Source organism: Pseudomonas sp. H3_A02, from assembly GCF_054671965.1.
In genome coordinates, this window is record NZ_CP162807.1 from 667655 (window position 1) to 687876 (window position 20222).

The 20222-nt window shown below is 64.0% G+C and carries 23 protein-coding genes; 21 read left to right on the forward strand and 2 right to left on the reverse strand.

Going from position 1 to position 20222, the window contains the following annotated elements:
* The first annotated feature begins 16 nt into the window (after window positions 1–16).
* The gene (gene trxC, locus AB4N80_RS02770) at window positions 17–439 is read left to right on the forward strand and encodes a thioredoxin TrxC (RefSeq protein ID WP_122565348.1); all 423 of its coding nucleotides are present in this window, start codon (window positions 17–19) and stop codon (window positions 437–439) included.
* Between the two features lie 124 nt (window positions 440–563).
* On the opposite strand, the gene AB4N80_RS02775 is transcribed toward trxC, so the two are convergent.
* On the reverse strand, window positions 564–1334 hold the full coding sequence (locus tag AB4N80_RS02775; RefSeq protein ID WP_014336219.1) for a ParA family protein: 771 nt from the start codon (window positions 1332–1334) through the stop codon (window positions 564–566).
* A 352-nt stretch (window positions 1335–1686) separates the two neighbouring features.
* Between AB4N80_RS02775 and AB4N80_RS02780 the strand changes: the two genes are divergently transcribed.
* From AB4N80_RS02780 to AB4N80_RS02875, 20 genes are all read left to right on the forward strand, one after another.
* The gene (locus AB4N80_RS02780) at window positions 1687–2415 is read left to right on the forward strand and encodes a beta-ketoacyl synthase chain length factor (protein WP_122565346.1); all 729 of its coding nucleotides are present in this window, start codon (window positions 1687–1689) and stop codon (window positions 2413–2415) included.
* Window positions 2391–3200, forward strand: a complete 810-nt coding sequence (locus AB4N80_RS02785) for a lysophospholipid acyltransferase family protein (protein WP_122565345.1) — start codon at window positions 2391–2393, stop codon at window positions 3198–3200. Before AB4N80_RS02780 ends, AB4N80_RS02785 begins: the two co-directional genes overlap by 25 nt.
* Window positions 3181–3441, forward strand: coding sequence for a phosphopantetheine-binding protein (locus AB4N80_RS02790; protein WP_122565344.1), 261 nt, complete (start codon window positions 3181–3183; stop codon window positions 3439–3441). The genes AB4N80_RS02785 and AB4N80_RS02790 overlap by 20 nt, the downstream gene beginning before the upstream one ends.
* A gap of 9 nt (window positions 3442–3450) precedes the next feature.
* Window positions 3451–3705, forward strand: coding sequence for an acyl carrier protein (locus AB4N80_RS02795; protein ID WP_030140951.1), 255 nt, complete (start codon window positions 3451–3453; stop codon window positions 3703–3705).
* Entirely contained in the window at window positions 3702–4247 is a 546-nt protein-coding gene (locus AB4N80_RS02800) for a COG4648 family protein (RefSeq protein WP_122565343.1), read from the forward strand. Before AB4N80_RS02795 ends, AB4N80_RS02800 begins: the two co-directional genes overlap by 4 nt.
* Window positions 4244–5923 carry an AMP-binding protein gene (locus AB4N80_RS02805; protein WP_122565342.1) on the forward strand — a complete coding sequence of 560 codons (1680 nt, stop codon included), beginning with the start codon at window positions 4244–4246 and terminating at the stop codon, window positions 5921–5923. Before AB4N80_RS02800 ends, AB4N80_RS02805 begins: the two co-directional genes overlap by 4 nt.
* 185 nt (window positions 5924–6108) lie before the next feature.
* A complete protein-coding gene (locus AB4N80_RS02810; RefSeq protein ID WP_305491583.1) occupies window positions 6109–6843 on the forward strand; it encodes a glycosyltransferase family 2 protein in 735 nt (244 codons plus the stop codon).
* Window positions 6840–7784, forward strand: coding sequence for an LpxL/LpxP family acyltransferase (locus tag AB4N80_RS02815; RefSeq protein ID WP_122565340.1), 945 nt, complete (start codon window positions 6840–6842; stop codon window positions 7782–7784). Before AB4N80_RS02810 ends, AB4N80_RS02815 begins: the two co-directional genes overlap by 4 nt.
* On the forward strand, window positions 7765–9309 hold the full coding sequence (locus AB4N80_RS02820) for an HAL/PAL/TAL family ammonia-lyase (RefSeq protein WP_460080593.1): 1545 nt from the start codon (window positions 7765–7767) through the stop codon (window positions 9307–9309). Before AB4N80_RS02815 ends, AB4N80_RS02820 begins: the two co-directional genes overlap by 20 nt.
* Entirely contained in the window at window positions 9302–9727 is a 426-nt protein-coding gene (locus AB4N80_RS02825) for an acyl-CoA thioesterase (RefSeq protein ID WP_122565338.1), read from the forward strand. Before AB4N80_RS02820 ends, AB4N80_RS02825 begins: the two co-directional genes overlap by 8 nt.
* The gene (locus AB4N80_RS02830; RefSeq protein ID WP_460080596.1) at window positions 9724–10317 is read left to right on the forward strand and encodes an outer membrane lipoprotein carrier protein LolA; all 594 of its coding nucleotides are present in this window, start codon (window positions 9724–9726) and stop codon (window positions 10315–10317) included. Before AB4N80_RS02825 ends, AB4N80_RS02830 begins: the two co-directional genes overlap by 4 nt.
* A complete protein-coding gene (locus tag AB4N80_RS02835) occupies window positions 10301–12640 on the forward strand; it encodes an MMPL family transporter (protein ID WP_122565336.1) in 2340 nt (779 codons plus the stop codon). Before AB4N80_RS02830 ends, AB4N80_RS02835 begins: the two co-directional genes overlap by 17 nt.
* Window positions 12641–12663: 23 nt before the next feature.
* Window positions 12664–13923 carry an NAD(P)/FAD-dependent oxidoreductase gene (locus AB4N80_RS02840; protein ID WP_122565335.1) on the forward strand — a complete coding sequence of 420 codons (1260 nt, stop codon included), beginning with the start codon at window positions 12664–12666 and terminating at the stop codon, window positions 13921–13923.
* A complete protein-coding gene (locus AB4N80_RS02845) occupies window positions 13920–14648 on the forward strand; it encodes a class I SAM-dependent methyltransferase (RefSeq protein ID WP_305469385.1) in 729 nt (242 codons plus the stop codon). The genes AB4N80_RS02840 and AB4N80_RS02845 overlap by 4 nt, the downstream gene beginning before the upstream one ends.
* Window positions 14645–15127: a DUF3261 domain-containing protein gene (locus AB4N80_RS02850; RefSeq protein ID WP_122565333.1), complete on the forward strand. Its 483-nt coding sequence runs from the start codon at window positions 14645–14647 to the stop codon at window positions 15125–15127. The genes AB4N80_RS02845 and AB4N80_RS02850 overlap by 4 nt, the downstream gene beginning before the upstream one ends.
* Window positions 15124–16320, forward strand: a complete 1197-nt coding sequence (locus AB4N80_RS02855) for a beta-ketoacyl-[acyl-carrier-protein] synthase family protein (RefSeq protein ID WP_354338192.1) — start codon at window positions 15124–15126, stop codon at window positions 16318–16320. Before AB4N80_RS02850 ends, AB4N80_RS02855 begins: the two co-directional genes overlap by 4 nt.
* The gene (locus AB4N80_RS02860; protein WP_305482446.1) at window positions 16317–16784 is read left to right on the forward strand and encodes a hotdog family protein; all 468 of its coding nucleotides are present in this window, start codon (window positions 16317–16319) and stop codon (window positions 16782–16784) included. The genes AB4N80_RS02855 and AB4N80_RS02860 overlap by 4 nt, the downstream gene beginning before the upstream one ends.
* A complete protein-coding gene (fabG, locus tag AB4N80_RS02865; RefSeq protein WP_122565330.1) occupies window positions 16781–17509 on the forward strand; it encodes a 3-oxoacyl-ACP reductase FabG in 729 nt (242 codons plus the stop codon). The genes AB4N80_RS02860 and fabG overlap by 4 nt, the downstream gene beginning before the upstream one ends.
* Window positions 17509–18735, forward strand: coding sequence for a beta-ketoacyl-ACP synthase (locus tag AB4N80_RS02870; RefSeq protein ID WP_122565329.1), 1227 nt, complete (start codon window positions 17509–17511; stop codon window positions 18733–18735). The genes fabG and AB4N80_RS02870 overlap by 1 nt, the downstream gene beginning before the upstream one ends.
* Before the next feature lie 43 nt (window positions 18736–18778).
* Window positions 18779–19225: a hypothetical protein gene (locus tag AB4N80_RS02875; RefSeq protein ID WP_003197008.1), complete on the forward strand. Its 447-nt coding sequence runs from the start codon at window positions 18779–18781 to the stop codon at window positions 19223–19225.
* A gap of 378 nt (window positions 19226–19603) precedes the next feature.
* On the opposite strand, the gene AB4N80_RS02880 is transcribed toward AB4N80_RS02875, so the two are convergent.
* Window positions 19604–20125 (reverse strand): hypothetical protein, encoded by a 522-nt coding sequence (locus AB4N80_RS02880; RefSeq protein WP_305469379.1) that lies wholly within the window; start codon window positions 20123–20125, stop codon window positions 19604–19606.
* Between the last annotated feature and the right edge of the window lie 97 nt (window positions 20126–20222).

A 20222-nucleotide genomic window follows, 5' to 3' on the forward strand; every position in this document is an offset into this window, starting at 1 on the left:
CCTGGAGACTGACCTGATGCTGATCCCCTGCCCCCATTGCAACGGGCTCAATCGCATACCCGCCGAACGCCTGGGCGACCAGCCCAAGTGTGGGCGCTGCAAGGCCCAGGTGTTATTGAGCAAACCGTTCGAACTCAAGCAAGGCGACTACGCCAGCCAGATCAAGGGTGACCTGCCGTTGCTGGTGGATGTGTGGGCCGATTGGTGTGGGCCGTGCAAGTCCTTCGCGCCGGTATTCGAACAGGCCGCCGCGCAACTGACGGGCAAATGCCGGCTGGCCAAGCTCGACAGCGAGGCCAACCAGCAGTTGTCGGCGCAGTTGGGGATCCGCTCGATTCCCAGCCTGATCCTGTTCAAGGATGGCCGGGAGGTGGCGCGCCAGAGTGGGGCGCTGCCGTTGCCGCAGTTGATGGGTTGGTTGCGTAGCCAGGGGATTTAAAACAAAGCACTGTGTGGGAGCGAGCTTGCTCGCGATGGCGATGTATCAGTCAATACTGCATCGACTGTCAGACCGCCATCGCGAGCAAGCTCGCTCCCACAGTGGACTTGTATAAGCCTGTCTATCAGGCACTTTCCAGCAAACTATGCAACTCCATGAACTGCTGGGTCAGCTTGTGCCGTGGGTCGAGATGGATCAGCGGCAGGCTGGCCTGGTGGGATTCGCGCATGCGTACTGAACTGCTCAGGTACACCGGCAATACCGGCAGGCCTTCGGCGATCAGTTCGTCGAGAATCTGCTGTGGCAGGCTGGCGCGAGCCTGGAACTGATTAACCACAATGCCCTCGACTTCCAGGCCTTCGTTATGGTCGTCCTTGAGCTCTTCGATTTCCGCCAGCAGGCCATACAGCGCCTGACGGGAAAAACTGTCGCAGTCGAAAGGGATCAACACCCGATCAGCGGCGATCAACGCCGAAACCGCATAGAAATTTAACGCTGGCGGGGTATCCAGGTAAATCCGGTCGTAATCCTCCTCCAGCTCTTCGAGCAATTTGCGCAGCTTGTTGATCTTGTGCTTGGCCTCGAGCTTGGGCTGCAGGTCCGTCAACTCCGCCGTGGCGGTGATGACATGCAAGTTGTCGAACGGCGTTTCGTAGATATCCACCTTGTTCTTTTTCGAGAAGGGCCCGGACGACAGGGTCTGCTTGAAGAAGTCAGCAATGCCCATGGGAATGTCATCGCCGGTCAAGCCAGTCAGGTATTGAGTGGAGTTGGCCTGGGCATCCAGGTCTACCAACAACGTGCGATAGCCCTCGCTGGCGCTGACTGCCGCCAGATTGCAGGCGATGCTGGACTTGCCCACGCCACCTTTCTGATTGAACACCACACGCCGCATGTCAAAACCTCCGTGTATCAAAGATTCCCGAGTGTAGTAGGCCGCGACACCGCTTAGCTACCTTCTGCGTAGAAGGACTACAGCAACAGTGGCTTTTCCAACGATTCAGGCGTCAATTTTGCCGGGGCAATGACAGAAACAACCGGCAGACACGCTCACGGTGATCGCGACAATGGTCCAAGCCCTGGCATTGAGCGGACCGGCCCGTACATTTTGCTGGGCAAAATGTAACCAGTATTTGCTACAAGCCAACCGCACCGGGATAATGCGCGCCACTTGGGTCGCAAGACCATGCAGGGTTGGACGCGGGTCAAACCACTGAACCGTGACAATAAAAGCCCGCAGGGGTGGGATGAAGTTTGTGATCAATTTCAATATCGCCCAATGGCGCGCGTGGGCCCCTGGGCTCGAAAGCGTGGACGATTGGCAGGCATGGAGCCGACAGCCGGTGGTATTACCGGCCAGCGACGCCGCCCCTGACGTATCGTTCCTGCCGGCCATGCAGCGTCGGCGCCTCAGCCGCCTGGCGCGGATGGCCTTCAGCGTCGGCTGGCCACTGGCCGAGGATCGGCCGGACCTACCGTTGGTCTTTATTTCCCGTCACGGCGAAACCCCGCGCACTTTCGAGATTCTCAAGGACCTGGCAGCCGACCAGCCCTTGTCGCCGACCCAGTTCAGCCTGTCGGTGCACAACGCCGTGATTGGCCTGTGGTCGATCATGCGCGGCGAAACCAGCGAAATGACTGCCCTGGCCGCTACCGGTGACGGCTTGGAACACGGTGTGCTGGAAGCCGCCGCATTACTGAATGAGGGCTCGCCGGCGGTGTTGCTGGTGATCACCGAAGAACAACCGCCGCAGGTCTACGCACCGTGGGTCAATGACGTGCCATTCCCCTATGCCGTGGGCCTGCTGCTGACCCCGGGCGATGACTGGCAACTGGACCTGTCCGCGCAGGCCGGCCAGTTGCATGGCAACGACTGGCCCCATGCCCTGGATCTGTTGCGTACCCTGCTGAACAACGAAACCACCTGCCAACATGCCTGGAAGAATCGTGTATGGACCTGGCAACGCAACCGGTGACCGGTAAACATCGCGACGCCTATTACTGGCGCCTGGTCGCGACCGCCGCAAGCTTCGCCCTGTTCGGGCTGGGCGGGCTGTGCCTGCGTTTACTGGTTTTTCCGTTGCTGGCCTGGCTGCCCGGCGATGCCCAGGCCCACCGCCAAAGGGCCCGCCGCACCGTTGGGCGGTTGTTCTGGTTCTTTATCCGCTTCATGGCCCGCACCGGCGTGCTCACCTATCAGATCGATGGCGCCGAACGGCTCGGGCGCCCCGGGCAGATGATCATTGCCAATCACCCGTCGCTGATCGACGTGGTGTTCCTGATCGGGCTGGTGCCCGACGCCAACTGCGTAGTCAAGCAAAGCCTGTGGGACAATCCTTTTACCCGGGGCCCATTGCGTTCGACCCAGTACATCAGCAATGACGGCAGCATGGACATGCTCGATGCCGCCAGCGACGCGCTGCAAGATGGCCAGGCGCTGATCGTCTTCCCCGAAGGCACGCGCACCCAGCCAGGCCAGGTGCCGGCCTTTCATCGGGGGGCCGCGGCCATCGCCCTGCGGGGTGCGAAAATCCTCACGCCCGTCACGATCAAGGTCAACCCCACGACCCTGACCAAGGCTGAACCCTGGTATCGCATCCCCCAGCGCCGCGTGCACTTCAGTTTTCACGTCGGGGCCGATATAGATCCACAGGCGTTCGCCGCGCTCGGCCCGCCGCCCCAGGCCTCGCGCAGGCTCAACGATTTTTTGCATCACTATTACATCAAGGAGCTCGCCGAAGATGAGCGATCTGCACCGTGACATCAAACAGCTGATCATCGACGCCCTCGGCCTGGAAGACATCGGCATCGACGACATCGGCGACCACCAGACCCTGTTCGGCGAAGGCCTGGGCCTGGACTCGGTGGATGCCCTGGAGCTCGGCCTGGCGATCCAGAAAAAGTACGGCATCAAGATCGACGCCGACGCCAAGGACACCCGTAATCATTTCAGCAATGTGGCGAGCCTTGCGGCCTTCGTCAGTGCAAAACAAGAAGCCTGAGACCGGACCATGCAAACTCGCGACGACATCTTCAACACCCTGCGTGATGCTCTGGTCGAGCTCTTCGAGCTGGACCCCGAGCGCGTGACGCTGGAATCGAACCTGTACCAGGACCTGGAAATCGACAGCATCGATGCGGTCGACCTGATCGACCACATCAAGCGCCAGACCGGCAAGAAAATCGCCGCCGAAGAATTCAAGTCGGTGCGCACCGTCAATGACGTGGTCGAGGCGGTCTATCGACTGGTTCAACCGGCCGCATGACCCGGCTGATTGGCCTCGGCCTGCTGCTGGCGGGCCTGCTGTACCCCTTTGCGGTGTATTTCGGCATGGAGCATTTCGCCCCGTGGCAGTTCGGGCTGCTGCTGGGTAGCCTGTGGTTGGCCCGGGCAGTGCTGGGCGAGGGCGGCGCCGGCAGCCGTTGGATGGCGGCGACGGCGATCGTGTTTTGTGTGTTGCTTGCGCTGTTCGACAGCCCGCTCCTGCTGCGCTGGTACCCGGTGCTGATCAGCGCGTTCATGCTCGGGCTGTTCGCCCTGAGCCTGAAATACGGCCCGCCGATGATCGAACGCCTGGCCCGCCTGCGTGAACCGCAGTTGCCGGCCAAGGCGGTGGTGTATACGCGTCAGGTCACAGTGGCCTGGAGCGTGTTTTTCCTGTGTAACGGTTTGCTCGCCGCCGCCCTGACCCTTTGGGCGCCGCTGAGCTGGTGGATGTTGTACACCGGCCTGATTTCCTACGGATTGATGGGGCTGCTGTTTGCCATTGAATGGCTCATACGACAACGGGTAAGAGGCCGCCCATGAATTGGATAACACTTGAGCAGATGTTGCTCAGGGCTCAGCCGGAACGCGCCGTCGCGGTCGATCCGACGCTGGATCATTCGCAACTGCGGGACGCGGCGCTGCGCCTGGCGGCCGGCCTGCAAGCCCGGGGCGTGCGCCATGTGGCAGTGCACCTGGAAGATGCCGCCGACCTGGCCATCGCCCTGCTCGGTGCCTGGCGCGCCGGGGTACGGGTCCTGCTTCCCGCCGACCTGCAAGCGCAGACACGCCAGCGCTGGGCTGCGGACGTCGACCTGTGGCTGACCGACCAGCCCGGCGACACCCATCCCGGCGATTTGCAACAGACGCCGATGGACGCCGCCGAACTGGACCTTGATCAGTGCTGGCTGAGCCTGTGCACCTCCGGCTCCAGCGGCGAGCCCAAGCGTATCGAGAAAACCCTGCGGCAGTTGAGTAACGAGGTCCAGGCCTTGGAACACCTGTGGGGCGCCGACCTGGGCCCGGCCTGCGTGATCGGCAGCGTTGCCACCCAACACATCTACGGGCTGCTGTTCCGGGTGCTGTGGCCGCTGTGCGCCGGGCGTACCTTTGTGCGTCGGCAATTGGCCTTCCCCGAAGACCTGCAACGCGCCAGCCGCGAGCAACCGGTGTTCGCCTGGGTCGCCAGTCCGGCGTTGCTCAAGCGCATGGGCGATAACCTCGATTGGCCGGCCCTGAGCAGCGTGCGTCGGGTGTTCTCCTCCGGCGGCGCCTTGCCAACCGAGGCCGCGCAAAGCCTGCAGCGACGCCTGGGACAATGGCCGACGGAAATTTTCGGCAGTTCGGAAACCGGCGGTATCGCCTGGCGCCAGGGTGGCGGATTGTGGCAACCCTTTGCCGGCGTCGAACTGAGCCAGGACAGCGACGGCGCCTTGCTGATCGCTTCGCCCTATCTGCCGGTCGGGCATGTGGAGCACACCGCCGATGCGGCGCAGATTGCCGAAGATGGCCGCTTCGAACTGCTCGGGCGACTGGACCGTATCGTCAAGCTCGAAGAGAAACGCATCTCCCTGCCCATGCTCGAACACGCGCTGGTGACCCACGACTGGGTCAGCGAAGCACGGCTGGGGGTGGTACAGGAGAGTCGTGCCTCCCTCGGCGCGCTGTTGGTGCTGAGCGACGCCGGCCTGCGGGCCTTGCGCAACCAGGGCCGGCGCGCCGTGACCGAGGGCCTGCGCCGGCACCTGAGCGAACATTGCGAAACCCTCGCTCTGCCACGGCGCTGGCGCTGGCTGCGGCAGTTGCCGCTCAACGCCCAGGGCAAGCTGCCTCAGGCCGAAGTCGAGGCGCTGCTGATGGCGCCACGCCCCAAAGCCCCCGAAGTGTTGGAGCAGGTCGAAACCGACGGTGAATGGAACCTGCGACTGGTCGTGCCGCCTGACCTTGCGTACTTCAGCGGCCACTTCCCCTGCGCTCCGGTATTGCCCGGCGTGGTGCAGGTCGACTGGGCCTTGAGCCTGGGCCAGCAACTGCTGGACCTGCCGCCCCGATTCGGCGGCATGGAAGTGCTGAAATTCCAGCAACTGGTGCGCCCTGGCGATGAGCTCCAACTGCACCTGCGCTTCGACCGCGAACGCGGCAAGCTGTACTTTGCCTATCGCAACGCCACGGCGGCCTGTTCCAGCGGGCGGATTGTGTTGGGGATGGCCGATGACTGATTGCACCGCGGTGCTCCTGTGGCGAGGGGATTTAGCGAAACGTCGCACCGCCCCGCTCGAGTGCGGAGCGCTCGCCATCAGTCTGTGTCGTTGCACAGAATTTGGGGTCGCTGCGCAACCCAGCGGGGATAAATCCCCTCGCCACAGGAAGGTTGTGCACAGTGAAACCGTGGAGGGAGCAGAATATGCATAACCCCTGCGCCGTCATCCCGGTCTACAACCACGAAACCGCCATCTCGGCCGTAGTCCAGGCGTTGCTCGCCAACGGCCTGCCCTGTGTGCTGGTGGATGACGCCAGCAGCCCGGCGTGTGCCGCTGTGCTGGAACGGCTGGCCGAGGGCGATCAGGTGCATCTGGTCAGGCTGGCCGTCAACCAAGGCAAGGGCGGCGCGGTGATGACCGGCTTGCGCGAAGCATCGCGGCTGGGTTTCAGCCACGCCTTGCAGGTGGACGCCGACGGACAGCACGATTTGGGCGACGTGAAGACCTTCATCGAGCAATCCCGTGCCCACCCGGACGCAGTGATCTGTGGGTATCCGCACTACGACGCCAGCGTGCCGAAAGGTCGCTTGTACGCACGCTACCTGACCCACGTCATGGTCTGGATCAACAGCCTGTCCCTGCAAATCCGCGACTCGATGTGCGGCTTTCGGGTCTATCCCCTGGCACCGGTCCTGGCACTGATCGACTCGGCCAACATCGGCAAGCGCATGGATTTCGACTCGGACATCCTGGTGCGCCTGGCCTGGCGCAATCAGCCAATGCGCTGGCTGCACACCCGGGTCCATTACCCTCAAGACGGGGTTTCGCACTTTCGCCTGTTCCACGACAACGTGCTGATTTCCAGCATGCACACCCGGCTGTTCTTCGGCATGCTCGTGCGTTTCCCCCTGATTCTCTGGCGACGGTGGCGGACATGAGCCTGCAGGCAGACAAGCAACATTGGGCCGACCGCCAGGAGCGCGGCAGTTTCTGGCTGATGAAACTCACCGCGGTCGCCGCCAAGGTCCTCGGCCGGCGCCTGCTGACCCCGGTGCTGTACGGCATCGTCCTGTACTTTTTCATTTTCGGCCGCAGCGCGCGCCAGGCCGCCTGGCAATACCAGCAACGCCTGGCCGACTGGAGCGCACGCCCCGAACTGCGCCCGACCCGCTGGCGGGTGTTCGGGCAGTTCATGGCGTTCGCCGATTCCCTGCTGGACAAGCTCGACGTCTGGAACGGTAAGCTGAGCATCGACCAGATCGAAATCGTCGACCCGGCGCTGCTGCGCAATCACCTGCGCGATGCCCGTGGACAAATGCTGGTGGGCGCGCACCTGGGCAACCTGGAGATGTGCCGGGCACTGGCCGAACTGGGCGAGAAAGTCACCATGAACGTGCTGGTGCACACCAAGCACGCCGAGCAGTTCAACCGTTTGCTGGGCGAGGCCGGTGCCACACACTTGCGACTGATCCAGGTCAGCGAGCTGAACCCGGTGATCATGTTGCAACTGAGCGAGCGCCTGGAGCGCGGCGAGTGGCTGGCGATTGCCGGCGACCGCGTACCGCTGCACGGCGGACGCAGCGTGACTGTGGACTTCATGGGCCACCCGGCGGCATTTCCGCAAGGCCCCTGGCTGCTGGCCGGCCTGCTCAAATGCCCGGTCAACCTGCTGATGTGCCTCAAGCACGAGGGGCGCTATCGCGTCACGCTCGAACCTTTCGCCGATGCCGTGGCGTGGAAACGCAACGAGCGCGAGCAAGTGATCGCCCACTGGGCCGCCCGCTACGCCGAGCGCCTGGCGCAGTATTGCCTCCAGGGGCCCCAACAGTGGTTCAACTTTTACCCTTTCTGGAAGACCGATGACGATGCCCACTCTTGAGCCGGTAACCTTCGGCGAACGCCCCTTGCGCATTGAAGATGTGCAGGCCCTGGCCAACCGCCAGGCACCGACGCAATTGCAGGACGACCCGGCGTTCCGCCAACGCATTGCCAAGGGTGCGCAATTCCTCGATTCCCTGCTGGACAAGGAAGGCGTGATCTATGGCGTGACCACCGGCTATGGCGACTCCTGTGTGGTAGCCGTGCCGCTGCACCACGTCGAGGCCCTGCCGCGCCACCTGTACACGTTCCACGGCTGCGGCCTGGGCAAGCTGCTGGACGCCCAGGCCACCCGTGCGGTGCTGGCGGCGCGTTTGCAGTCGCTGTGCCACGGTGTGTCGGGGGTGCGGGTAGAACTGCTGGAACGCCTACAGGCCTTTCTCGAACACGACATCCTGCCGCTGATTCCGGAAGAAGGTTCGGTGGGCGCCAGCGGCGACCTGACGCCGCTGTCCTACGTCGCCGCCACGCTGTCCGGTGAACGAGACGTCATGTTCCGTGGCGAGCGGCGCCTGGCCGCCGACGTACACCGGGAACTGGGCTGGACGCCGCTGGTGCTGCGGCCCAAGGAAGCTCTGGCGCTGATGAACGGCACCGCCGTGATGACCGGCCTGGCCTGCCTGGCTTTTGCCCGCGCCGACTACCTGCTGCAACTGGCGACCCGCATCACCGCGCTGAACGTCGTCGCCCTGCAAGGCAACCCGGAACACTTCGACGAACGCCTGTTCGCCGCCAAGCCACACCCGGGGCAGATGCAAGTCGCCGCGTGGCTGCGCAAGGACCTGGCGATCGACGCACCGACCGCGCCGCTGCATCGTCTGCAGGATCGCTATTCCCTGCGCTGCGCGCCCCACGTGCTCGGCGTACTGGCGGACAGCCTGAACTGGCTGCGTTCGTTCATCGAAACCGAACTCAACAGTGCCAACGACAACCCGATCATCGACGCCGAAGCCGAGCGCGTGCTCCACGGCGGGCATTTCTACGGCGGGCATATCGCCTTCGCCATGGACAGCCTGAAGAACCTGGTGGCCAACGTCGCCGACTTGCTGGATCGCCAGCTCGCGCTGCTGGTGGACGCGCGCTACAACCATGGCCTGCCCAGCAACCTGTCCGGCGCCAGCGCCGAGCGGGCGATGCTCAACCATGGCTTCAAGGCCGTGCAGATCGGCACCAGTGCCTGGACCGCCGAGGCTCTGAAAAACACCATGCCGGCCAGCGTGTTCTCGCGTTCCACCGAGTGCCACAACCAGGACAAGGTGAGCATGGGCACCATCGCCGCCCGGGACGCGATCCGCGTGCTGGAACTGACCGAACAAGTCGCCGCCGCCACCTTGCTGGCAGCCAACCAGGGCGTGTGGCTGCGCAGTCGCGCCGAAGACGCGCGACCGCTGCCGCCGGCCCTGGCCGCCATGCACCAGCAACTGGCCGAGGATTTCCCGCCTGTGATCGAAGACCGCGCCCTGGAAGGCGAACTGCGCCTGTGCCTGCAACGCATCGCCGAGCAACACTGGAGGCTGCATGCGTAGCCAAGGTGTTTTGCACGTCGACACGCAGATCGTGGTGCCGTTTTTCGACGTCGATTCGATGAACGTGGTCTGGCACGGCCACTACGTCAAATACCTGGAAGTGGCCCGCTGTGCGCTGCTCGACCTGATCGGCCACAACTACAACGACATGCTCGAATCCGGCCATGCGTGGCCGATCATCGACCTGCAACTTCGCTACGTGCGCAGCGCCGTGTTCGGCCAGGCCCTGACCGTGCGCGCGAGCCTGGTGGAGTGGGAAAACCGGCTGAAGATCAACTACCTGATCAGCGACGCAGCCACGGGCGATCGCTTGACCCGCGCCAGCTCGGTGCAAGTGGCGGTGGACGTCGCCAGCCGCGAAATGCTGCTGGCCTCGCCCCGGGTCTTTGTCGAAGCCGTTGAAAGGAAACTGCCATGAAGCGCCTGGCTATCTGGTTGTTGCTGTGCTGCCTGGCGCCTGTGGCCCAGGCATTCGACTTGCAACAACTGAGCGACCAACTGGCCCGCCCGGAAGTAATCCACGGACAGTTCATCCAGGAAAAACACCTGCGCGCCCTGCCCCAGCCCCTCACCAGCAAGGGCCGCTTCGTGTTGGCGAAAAACCACGGTCTGCTGTGGCTGCTGCAAACCCCGCTGCAACAGGACTACCGCATCACCGCCGAGGGTATCGCCCGGCGGGACGGCAATGCCTGGCAGATGCTGCCGAACAAGAGCGCCGGCGCCGAGCAGAACCGGCTGTTCCTGGCGGTTCTGCAGGGCGACAGCAGTGGCTTGCAACGGGATTTCGAGCTGAGCCTGTCGGGCGAACCACAACAGTGGAAACTCACCCTGACCCCGCGCTCGGTACTGCTCAAGCAGGTCTTCAACCAGATCAACATTGACGGCGGCGAACTGGTCCAGCGCATCGAACTGCTGGAGACCCAGGGCGACAGCACCGTGCTGCGCATGCAGGGCGCTACCGGCGCGCAACCGTTGAGCGAAGCGGAGCAACATGATTTTGCCGAGTGAACGGATGCTGCCCCGGCTGTTCCTGATCCTGCTGCTGGCGGTGTTGGCGCTCGCCGGTTGGCAATGGCGCAATGGCGCGCCGCTGTCGGCCAATCTCATGGAACTGGTGCCGGGGACGTCTCCCGATGCCTTGGAGATCACCGCCGAGCAGCGCATGCAGGAGCCGCTCAACCGCGAGGTGCTGGTGCTGGTCGGCCACACCGATCGCCAGCAAGCCATCACCCTGGCGCAAACCCTGGGCGAGCAATGGCAGGCCAGCGGCCTGTTCGACAAGGTGCAGTGGACGCTGCAGGCCGACTTGCCGGCGCTGCGCACGCAACTGCTCAACGGGCGGTTGGCGATGCTCTCGGCAGAGGACCGGGAGCAATTGATCGAACAGCCCCAGGCGTTCATCCAGCAACGGGTGCAGGCCCTGTTCGACCCGTTCAGCGGCTTCAGCCTGGTGCCGAACCAGGACGATTGGCTGGGCCTGACCGGGCGCATCCAGAACAGCCAGCCCCAACGCGGCGCGATAAAATTCGACATCGGTAGCGGGGCCTTGGTCGCCGATGCCGACGGTAAAAGCTGGGTGATGCTGCGGGCCCGTGCCCAGGGCAACGCCTTCGACATGAACCTGCCGCTGCAAGTGGCCGAACTGCTGCAACACAGCCGCGACCTGGCGAGCCAGGCTCAAGGGCAACTGCTGGCGGCCAGCGGCCTGCTGTACGCCGCCAGCGGCCAGCAACAGGCGTCGCGGGAAATCACCTGGGTCGGCGGTGGTGCGACGGTCGGCATCCTGCTGCTGTTGTTGCTGGCCTTCCGGCGCCTGCGCGTGTGGCTGGCGTTCGTGCCGGTGCTGGTGGGCATGCTGTTCGGCGCCGTGGCGTGCGTGGCCTTGTTCGGGCGCATGCATGTGATGACCCTGGTACTGGGTTCCAGCCTGATCGGCGTCGCGGTGGACTACCCCCTGCACTACCTGTCCAAGAGCTGGAGCCTCAAGCCTTGGCGCAGCTGGCCGGCCTTGCGCCTGACCCTACCGGGGCTGAGCCTGAGCCTGGCGACCACCTGCATCGGCTACTTGGCCCTGGCCTGGACACCGTTCCCGGCCCTGACCCAGATCGCGCTATTTTCCGCCGCCGGACTGGTTGGCGCCTACTTGACCGCGGTCTGCCTGTTGCCGGCGCTGCTCAAGGGTGCAGACCTGCGTCCAGCCCAATGGCCGCTGCGGCTGTGCGAATGTCTGCTCCAGACCCGCCAAGCATTGTTGGCGCGGGTGCCCACGCCGCTGCTGCTGGTGTTGTTGCTGAGTTTCTGCGCGGGCGGTCTCTGGCACCTGACCACGAAAAACGACATCCGCCAGTGGATCGGCACGCCCCAGCACCTCACCGACGAAGCCCGCGACATCGCGCGCATCACCGGCTTCCAGCCCACCAGTCAGTTCTTCCTGATCCGCGCCGACGATCAACCCCAACTGCTGGAGCGCCAGACCGCGCTCAACGAGCGATTGGATCAGTTGATCGCCCTGGACAAGCTCCAGGGCTACCTGTCGCTGAACCAACTGGTGAGCACGCCCGCCGACCAGCAGAAAGTACGCGAGGCCCTGGCCCGGTTGCCGGCCTTCTGGCAACCACTGCTGGACCTGGGCGTACCGGTCGCCGCGCTGCAAACAGAGCTGGCGCAATTGCAGGCCCTGCCGGTGGCAGACATCGATGCCGCGCTGGCCGGCCCCCTGGCCGAACCCTACCGCACGCTCTGGCTCGGCCCCACCGCCCAAGGCGTGGCCGCCATGATCAGCCTGCAAGGCTTGAACGATGCCGCGCTGCTGCGCGTGCAAGCCGTGGACCTGCCGGGTGTTCAACTGGTGGATCGCCTGGGCGACCTGAACCGGGTCTTCGCCGCCACGCAGGTCAGCGCCGCCGAGTTGAAACTGGCCTCCTGCGTGCTGATTGTGCTGGTGCTGATCTGGCCCTTCGGTGTCGGCGCGGCCTTGCGCATCGTCGCCCTGCCATTGTTGGCCGCGCTGTGCAGCCTGGCGAGCCTCGGCTGGCTGGGGCAGCCACTGACCTTGTTCAGCCTGTTCGGCCTGTTGCTGGTGACGGCCATCGGTGTCGATTACGCGATCCTGATGCGCGAACAGATCGGCGGTGCTGCCGTGAGTCTACTGGGCACCTTGCTGGCGGCGGTCACCACCTGGCTGTCGTTCGGCCTGCTGGCGTTGTCCAGCACACCGGCGGTGAGTAATTTCGGCCTGGCGGTGAGCCTGGGGCTGGCCTTCAGTTTCATGCTGGCGCCGTGGGCCGGGCGCCAGGAACACCCTATACCTGCTCAAGAAGACCAACGATGACCAAGGATATTCAAGGAACCCCAATGCCTGTCACTGAAACGGAATATCGCCAGGTCGTCATCATCGGTGCCGGCCCCTCCGGCGCCATCGCCGCTGCGCTGCTCAAGCGCAAGGGCCACGATGTGCTGGTCATCGAGCGCCAGCATTTCCCACGGTTCTCCATCGGTGAGAGCCTGTTGTCCCATTGCCTGGATTTCGTTGAAGAAGCCGGCATGCTCGACGCAGTGAATGCCGCCGGGTTCCAGCGCAAGAACGGCGCCGCGTTTGCCTGGGGCGAACGCTACAGCGCCTTCGATTTCGGCGATACCTTCAGCAACGGCAAGCCCACGACCTTCCAGGTGCAGCGCGCCGACTTCGACAAGTTGCTGGCCGACCAGGCCGCCCTGCAAGGCGTGGAGATCCGCTACGGCCAGGCGATTGCCAGTGCCGACTTCACCCTCGCCAAACCACGACTGGGCGTGCAGCGCGAAGACGGCAGCGAGTACTGCGTCCAAGCTGACTTCGTGCTTGATGCCAGCGGCTACGGTCGCGTCCTGCCGCGCTTGCTGGACCTGGAGGCGCCGTCGAACTTCCCGGTGCGCCAGGCCGTGTTCACGCACATCGAGGATCGCATCGATGCCCCGACGTTCGACCGGGAAAAGATTCTGATCACCACCCACCCGAGCAAACGCGACGTGTGGTTCTGGACCATTCCGTTCAGCGGCGGACGTTGCTCGGTGGGCGTGGTCGCGGCGGCGGAACATTTCGCCGGCCGCACCGACGACCTCGACGCCTGCCTGCGCGGTTTCATCGACGAAACCCCGAGCCTGGCCGGCGTGCTGCAGAACGCGGTGTGGGACACCCCGGCGCGGACCATCGGCGGCTACTCGGCCAACGTCAAGACCCTGCACGGCCCTGGCTTTGCCCTGTTGGGCAACGCCGCGGAATTTCTCGACCCGGTGTTTTCCTCCGGCGTGACCATTGCCATGCGCTCGGCGAGCATGGCCGCCGACGTGCTCCACCGTCAGTTGCAAGGTGAAAGCGTGGATTGGCAAAGCGAGTTTGCCGAACCGCTCAAGCGCGGCGTCGACACCTTCCGCTGCTATGTCGAGGGCTGGTACGCCGGCACCTTCCAGGACGTGATTTTCTACACCGAAGGCTCGGACGACATCCGACGCATGATCAGCTCGATCCTGGCTGGCTACGCCTGGGACCAGCGCAACCCGTTCGTCAGTGAACCCAAGCGGCGCCTGCGCATGCTCTCGGAGATCTGCGCGAGCCCGGCGCCGAGTCAGCAGCCATGAGCTACCTGAGCGACAACTACGTCGAAGAAACCCGCTTCGGCTTCTGGTTCCTGCGCAGCCACACCTGGCAGCACCACGTGTTGCGGGTGGCGATCAACGACTTGCGCAGCCTGTTCAGCAGCCCTCTGCCGGCCAACCCGGTGCTGCTGGATGCCGGCTGCGGCCAGGGCAAGTCGTTCCAGTACCTGCGCCAGGTGTTCGCGCCACACCGCCTGATCGGCGTGGATGCCGACCCCCACAGCCTCGACCTGAGCCGGGAGGAAGCCACGCGCCAAGGCATGGCCGTGGAACTGATCGGCAGCGACTGCGCGACCTTGGCGGTGCCGGATGCCAGCGTCGACCTGCTGTTCTGCCACCAGACGTTCCATCACCTGGTGGAGCAGGAAAAAGCCCTCGCCGAGTTCTACCGCGTACTCAAGCCCGGCGGCTATTTGCTGTTCGCCGAATCCACCGAAGCCTACATCGATACCTGGGTGATCCGCTGGCTGTTCCGCCATCCCATGCACGTGCAGAAAAGTGCCGCGCAGTACCTGCAGATGATCCGCGCTCAAGGGTTCCAGTTCGAAGACCGCAACGTGTCCTACCCGTACCTGTGGTGGAGCCGTGCCAAGGATTTCGGCCTGCTGGAGCGCTTCGGCCTGCGTCGGCCCAAGCCCTTTGGCGAGCGTGAGGAAACCCTGGTCAACGTGGTGGCGCGCAAGCCTCACGAAGGGGCTGTCGGATGATCCGTGGCCTGCTGATCGCCTGTGTGTTGCTGCTCAGTGCCTGCGCCAGCCAGGCGCCGCTGCCCGCCCGCACGCCGACCCTGGCGTTGCCGATGCAATTGCACGTCGAGCGGACACTGGCCGGCCAACGCCAGGACTGGTTGCTGGTGATCCAGCGCGAAGACGCCGGCATCCGTTGGTCGATGATGGACCCGCTGGGCATTCCCGTGGCCCGCCAGCGCCTGGTCGACGGCCAGTGGCAGGCCGACGGTCTGCTGCCGCCCAATGCCGAAGCCCGGGAGTTGTTCGCCGCGCTGTTGTTCGCCCTGACCCCCGAAGGCGAGCTGTCCGGCAACTATCCGGCGGCCCGGAAACAGGCATCGCAACGGACCCTCGATAATCGTTGGCAGGTGCGCTACACGCAGCCGCTGGATTTTGAAATGAGCCTGCCCCAAGGCCCCCGCTACCGCATCACACCGTTGACCGAGAACGCCCCATGACCGCCTACCTGAATGCCCTCGGGGTGATCTGCGCCCTGGGCCGCGACAAGCACACCGTCGCACGCAACCTGTTTGCCGGCGACTGCTCGGGCGTGCGCAGCGAGGATGGCTGGGTGGCCGAACGGGCCTTGCCGGTCGCTGCGGTGTCGGGTGAGCTCGCGCCCATCCCGCCAGCCCTGGCGGCGCAACGCAGTCGCAATAATCAACTGCTGTTGGAAGCGGGGCTGCAGATTCGCGCCGAGATCGACCAAGCCATCCAAGCCTACGGTCACGCCCGCATCGGCATCGTCCTGGGCACCAGCACGTCGGGCATCGATGAGGCCAGCCAGGGCATTGCCCACTACTTGCGTGAGCAGCGCTTCCCCGACGGCTACGACTATCAGCAGCAGGAACTCAGCGCGCCGGCCAACTTTCTTTCCGACTGGCTCGGCCTCAGTGGCCCGTCCTACGTGATTTCCACCGCTTGCACCTCCAGCGCCCGGGCCTTGATGAGCGCCCGGCGCCTGTTGGACCTGGGCCTGTGCGATGCCGTGCTGTGCGGCGGCGTGGACAGCCTGTGCAAACTGACCCTCAACGGTTTTTCCGCGTTGGAAGCGGTGTCGAACGAACGCTGTAATCCGTTCTCGGTGAACCGCAGCGGCATCAACATTGGCGAAGCGGCGGTGCTGTTTCTCATGAGCAAGACGCCAGGCGAGGGAACACCGATTGCCTTGCTCGGCGACGGCGCCAGTTCCGATGCCCACCATATCTCGGCGCCCGAACCCAGCGGTCGCGGCGCGCGCCAGGCCATGGAAAAAGCCCTGCGCTGCGCCGGCCTCGACGCCCGCCAGATCGACTACCTGAACCTGCACGGCACCGCCACGCAACACAACGACGCCATGGAAAGCCAGGCCGTGGCCGGGCTGTTCCCGGCGGGTGTGCCCTGCTCCTCCACCAAGCCCATGACCGGTCATACCCTCGGCGCGGCCGGGGCGCTGGAGGCGGCGTTCTGCTGGCTGGCCCTGAGCGCGGAAAACCCTGCCCAGGCCCTGCCGCCGCACGTCTGGGACGGCCAGGCCGATCCTGCCCTGCCAGCACTGGACTGGGTCAGCGCCAACACCCGCCTGAACCCGGCCACCCCGCGCCGCCTGATGAGCAATTCATTTGCTTTCGGTGGCAATAACGTCAGCCTGATTATCGGAGACGCCCCATGATTGACTGGCCGCTCGCCGAACTGCTGCCCCATGCCGGCGACATGATCCTCATCGACCGGATCCTGTCGTTCGATGACGAACAGATCCATACCCACACCACCGTCAAGCCCGGTGGTTTGTTCAACCGCGACGACGGCGCGCTGCCGGCCTGGGTCGGCATCGAGCTGATGGCCCAAAGTGTCGCGGCGTTCGCTGGTTGCCACGCCCGCCGACGCGGCGATGCCGTGGAGCTGGGCTTTCTGCTCGGCACCCGCAAGTTCGAATGCAACGTCGACTGTTTTCCCGCCGGCACCGAGCTGAGCATCCATGGCGTGCGCTCCCTGGAAGACGACAACGGCATGGGCGTGTTCGAATGCCACATCCACGCCCCCGGCATCCATGCCACGGCCCGGCTCAATGTATTCCGTCCACCCCAGGCCGCCCACTACCTTCATGAATCGTCCGCAACAGGAAACCCGTCATGACTGAATCAGTACTGGTCACCGGCTCCAGCCGTGGCATCGGCCGCGCCATCGCCCTGCGCCTGGCCCAGGCCGGGCACGACATCGTGCTGCACTGCCGCAGCGGCCGTGCCGAGGCCGAAACAGTCCAGGCACAAATCCAGGCCCTGGGCCGCAACGCCCGGGTGCTGCAGTTCGACGTATCTGACCGCGCCGCCTGCAAGGCCATTCTCGAAGCCGATGTCGAAACCCACGGCGCCTATTACGGCGTGGTGCTCAATGCCGGCCTGACCCGCGATGGCGCCTTCCCGGCCCTGAGCGAGGACGACTGGGACGTGGTGATGCGCACCAACCTCGACGGTTTCTACAACGTGCTGCACCCGGTGATGATGCCGATGATCCGTCGTCGTGCCGCCGGGCGGATCGTCTGCATCACATCGGTTTCCGGGCTGATCGGCAATCGCGGCCAGGTCAACTACAGTGCTTCGAAGGCCGGTTTGATCGGCGCGGCCAAGGCGTTGGCAATCGAGCTGGGCAAGCGCAAGATCACCGTCAATTGCGTCGCGCCGGGGTTGATCGACACCGCCATGCTCGATGAAAACGTACCCGTGGAAGAACTGATGAAAATGATCCCCGCCCAGCGCATGGGCACCCCGGAAGAAGTGGCTGGTGCAGTGAACTTCCTGATGTCCGCCGAAGCCGGCTACATCACCCGGCAGGTCCTGGCCGTCAACGGAGGCTTGTGCTGATGAAGCGCGTTGTCGTCACTGGCATGGCCGGCATCACCTCCATAGGCAGCGACTGGGAGACCATCGCCGCCAACTTCGCCGCCAACCGCAGCGGCATCCGTCGCATGGATGAGTGGGACCGTTTCACCGAGCTGAACACGCGCCTGGCCGGCCCCATCGACGACTTCCAGGTCCCGGCCCACTGGACCCGCAAGCAATTGCGCAGCATGGGCCGGGTCTCGCGCCTGGCGGTCGCGTCGGCGGAACAGGCCCTGGCCGACGCCGGCCTGCTGGGCGACGAATCGATCAAGGACGGGCGCATGGGCGTGTCCTGCGGTTCGTCCACCGGCAGCACCGATGAGATCAAGGCGTTCGGCAACATGTTGCTCAACAGCGTGGCAGAAGGCCTGAACGCCAACTCCTACGTACGCATGATGCCCCACACCACGGCGGCCAACATCAGCATCTTCTTCGGGCTGACCGGACGCCTGATCCCCACTTCCAGTGCCTGCACCAGCGGCAGCCACGGCATCGGCTATGCCTACGAGGCCATCAAGTTCGGGCGCCTGCCGTTGATGCTCGCCGGCGGGGCGGAAGAACTGTGCCCGACCGAAGCGATGGTCTTCGATGCGCTCTACGCCACCAGCCTGAAAAACGACGCGCCGCAAACCAGCCCGCGCCCCTACGACAAAGGCCGCGATGGCCTGGTGATCGGCGAAGGCGCCGGCATGCTCGTGCTTGAAGAACTGGAACACGCCCTGGCCCGTGGCGCACGGATTCATGCCGAAATCGTCGGCTTCGGCAGCAACGCCGACGGCCAGCACGCCACCCGCCCTGAGCTGGTCACCATGCGCCGGGCCATGGAACTGGCCCTGGAAGATGCCGGCCTCGAACCCTCGGCCATCGGCTACGTCAACGGCCACGGCACCGCCACCGAACAGGGTGACATTGCCGAAACCCTGGCCACCAGCAGCCTGTTTGGCGAGCACATGCCCATCAGCTCGCAGAAGAGTTTCCTCGGCCACACCCTGGGTGCCTGCGGGGCGTTGGAGTCCTGGTTCAGCATCGAAATGATGAACCGCGACCTCTACGTGCACACCTTCAACCTCGATGAGGTTGACCCCCAGTGCGGCCAGCTCGATTACCTGCGCAACGAATTCCGGCCGATGAGCCATGAATACGTGATGAACAACAATTTCGCCTTTGGTGGGGTCAACACCTCGCTGATCTTCCGCCGCTGGCACTGAATCGGATTCAAAACCCCGTTACCCCTCGTCAAGGAGACTCATGATGTCGTTGAAGAAAATCGCCGTGACCGCCGCGCTGTTGCTCAGCACCCTGCCAAGCCTCAGCCAGGCCCGTGATACCGCGCTGTTCCTGCCGTTTGACAAGGTTGTCGCCGAAGCCATCCGCACCGGCAAGATCGACGGCAGCGTGAAATTCTACCTGGCCGGCAACAAACCGGCGGGCAACGTCACCGTGGTCAGCCCCGGCGCCGTGACCAACAAGAAAACCAATGCCTTCAACAAGTCCGATGAAGTGGCCTGCGAATGGGTGCTGCAATCAGCCCTGATCAGCCTGCACCAGGCCGCCAAGAACGCCGGCGCCAACGCTGTCACCAATATCGTCAGCTTCTACAAGAGCAACGAACGCAAAGACCCCACCACCTACGAATGCCACGCGGGCGCGATCATGGCTGGCGTTGCGTTGAAGGGGGATTTGGCGAAGGTGCAATAAAAAGCGCCCTTTGGAAAATTAACGAAACCCTGGCGATTAATACCCGTCAGTTACACACCCCTCCGGTGGGAGCGAGCTTGCTCGCGATAGCGGTAGGTCAGTACCGGTGATGCTGGCTGTACTGCCGTCATCGCGAGCAAGCTCGCTCCCACAGGGTTTGGTGGTGTGACCAGCTATTGCCAACACCCTTGACCCACTGTGGGAGCAAGCTTGCTCGCGATAGCGGTAGGTCAGTACCGGTGATGTTGGCTGTACTGCCGTCATCGCGAGCAAGCTCGCTCCCACAGGGTTTGGTGGTGTGACCAGGTATTCGTGTGCCAAGCACGAACCTTGTGGCGAGGGAGCTTGCTCCCGCTGGGCTGCGCAGCAGCCCCTCGTTCATTGGATGTCCTCCCTCATCGCATTCGAGTGCAAACGATGAACCTCGGCCAGCCGAAGCGCAGGCAAAAAATCCTCCGCCATCGGCACGCCCTCACGCACGATGATCATGAATCGTCGCTGAAGCGTATTGATAATCTCGTCGCCATTGCTCAAGCGACTGCCAACCAGCGCGATGTTGCTATTGGCTTCCCCGGCGCCGGTGATGATCCGTGCCGTGCTGCCATCGGCATACACCACCTGGTCGCCTTTCTGCGCGGCGCGTACTTTCCAGCCATTATCCAAGGTGAACGTCAACGACGATGACACCTGCTGGATCGTTCCGCCGTTACGCGTCTGGCTGCCCTCGGTGGCCACTCGATAAATAGCGATGGGTGGATGAGCTTCGACGAATGCTTTTTGTCGATTAACGAATGCCGCGACTTCTTCGCCGTAACCTTCCAGTTGGCGTGGCTCCAAGTACAAGTCATCCAAATGACGGAGAGATTCACGGGAAATTTCGTTGGTGTAAGGGGCATCCAAAGATGAGTGCATTTCCAGGGACCTTATTCATGGGCTTCAGGCTGCGCCCCTTGCCGCTGGGAAGGAGCACTGAGCCGGACGATTTGCAATGATGAAT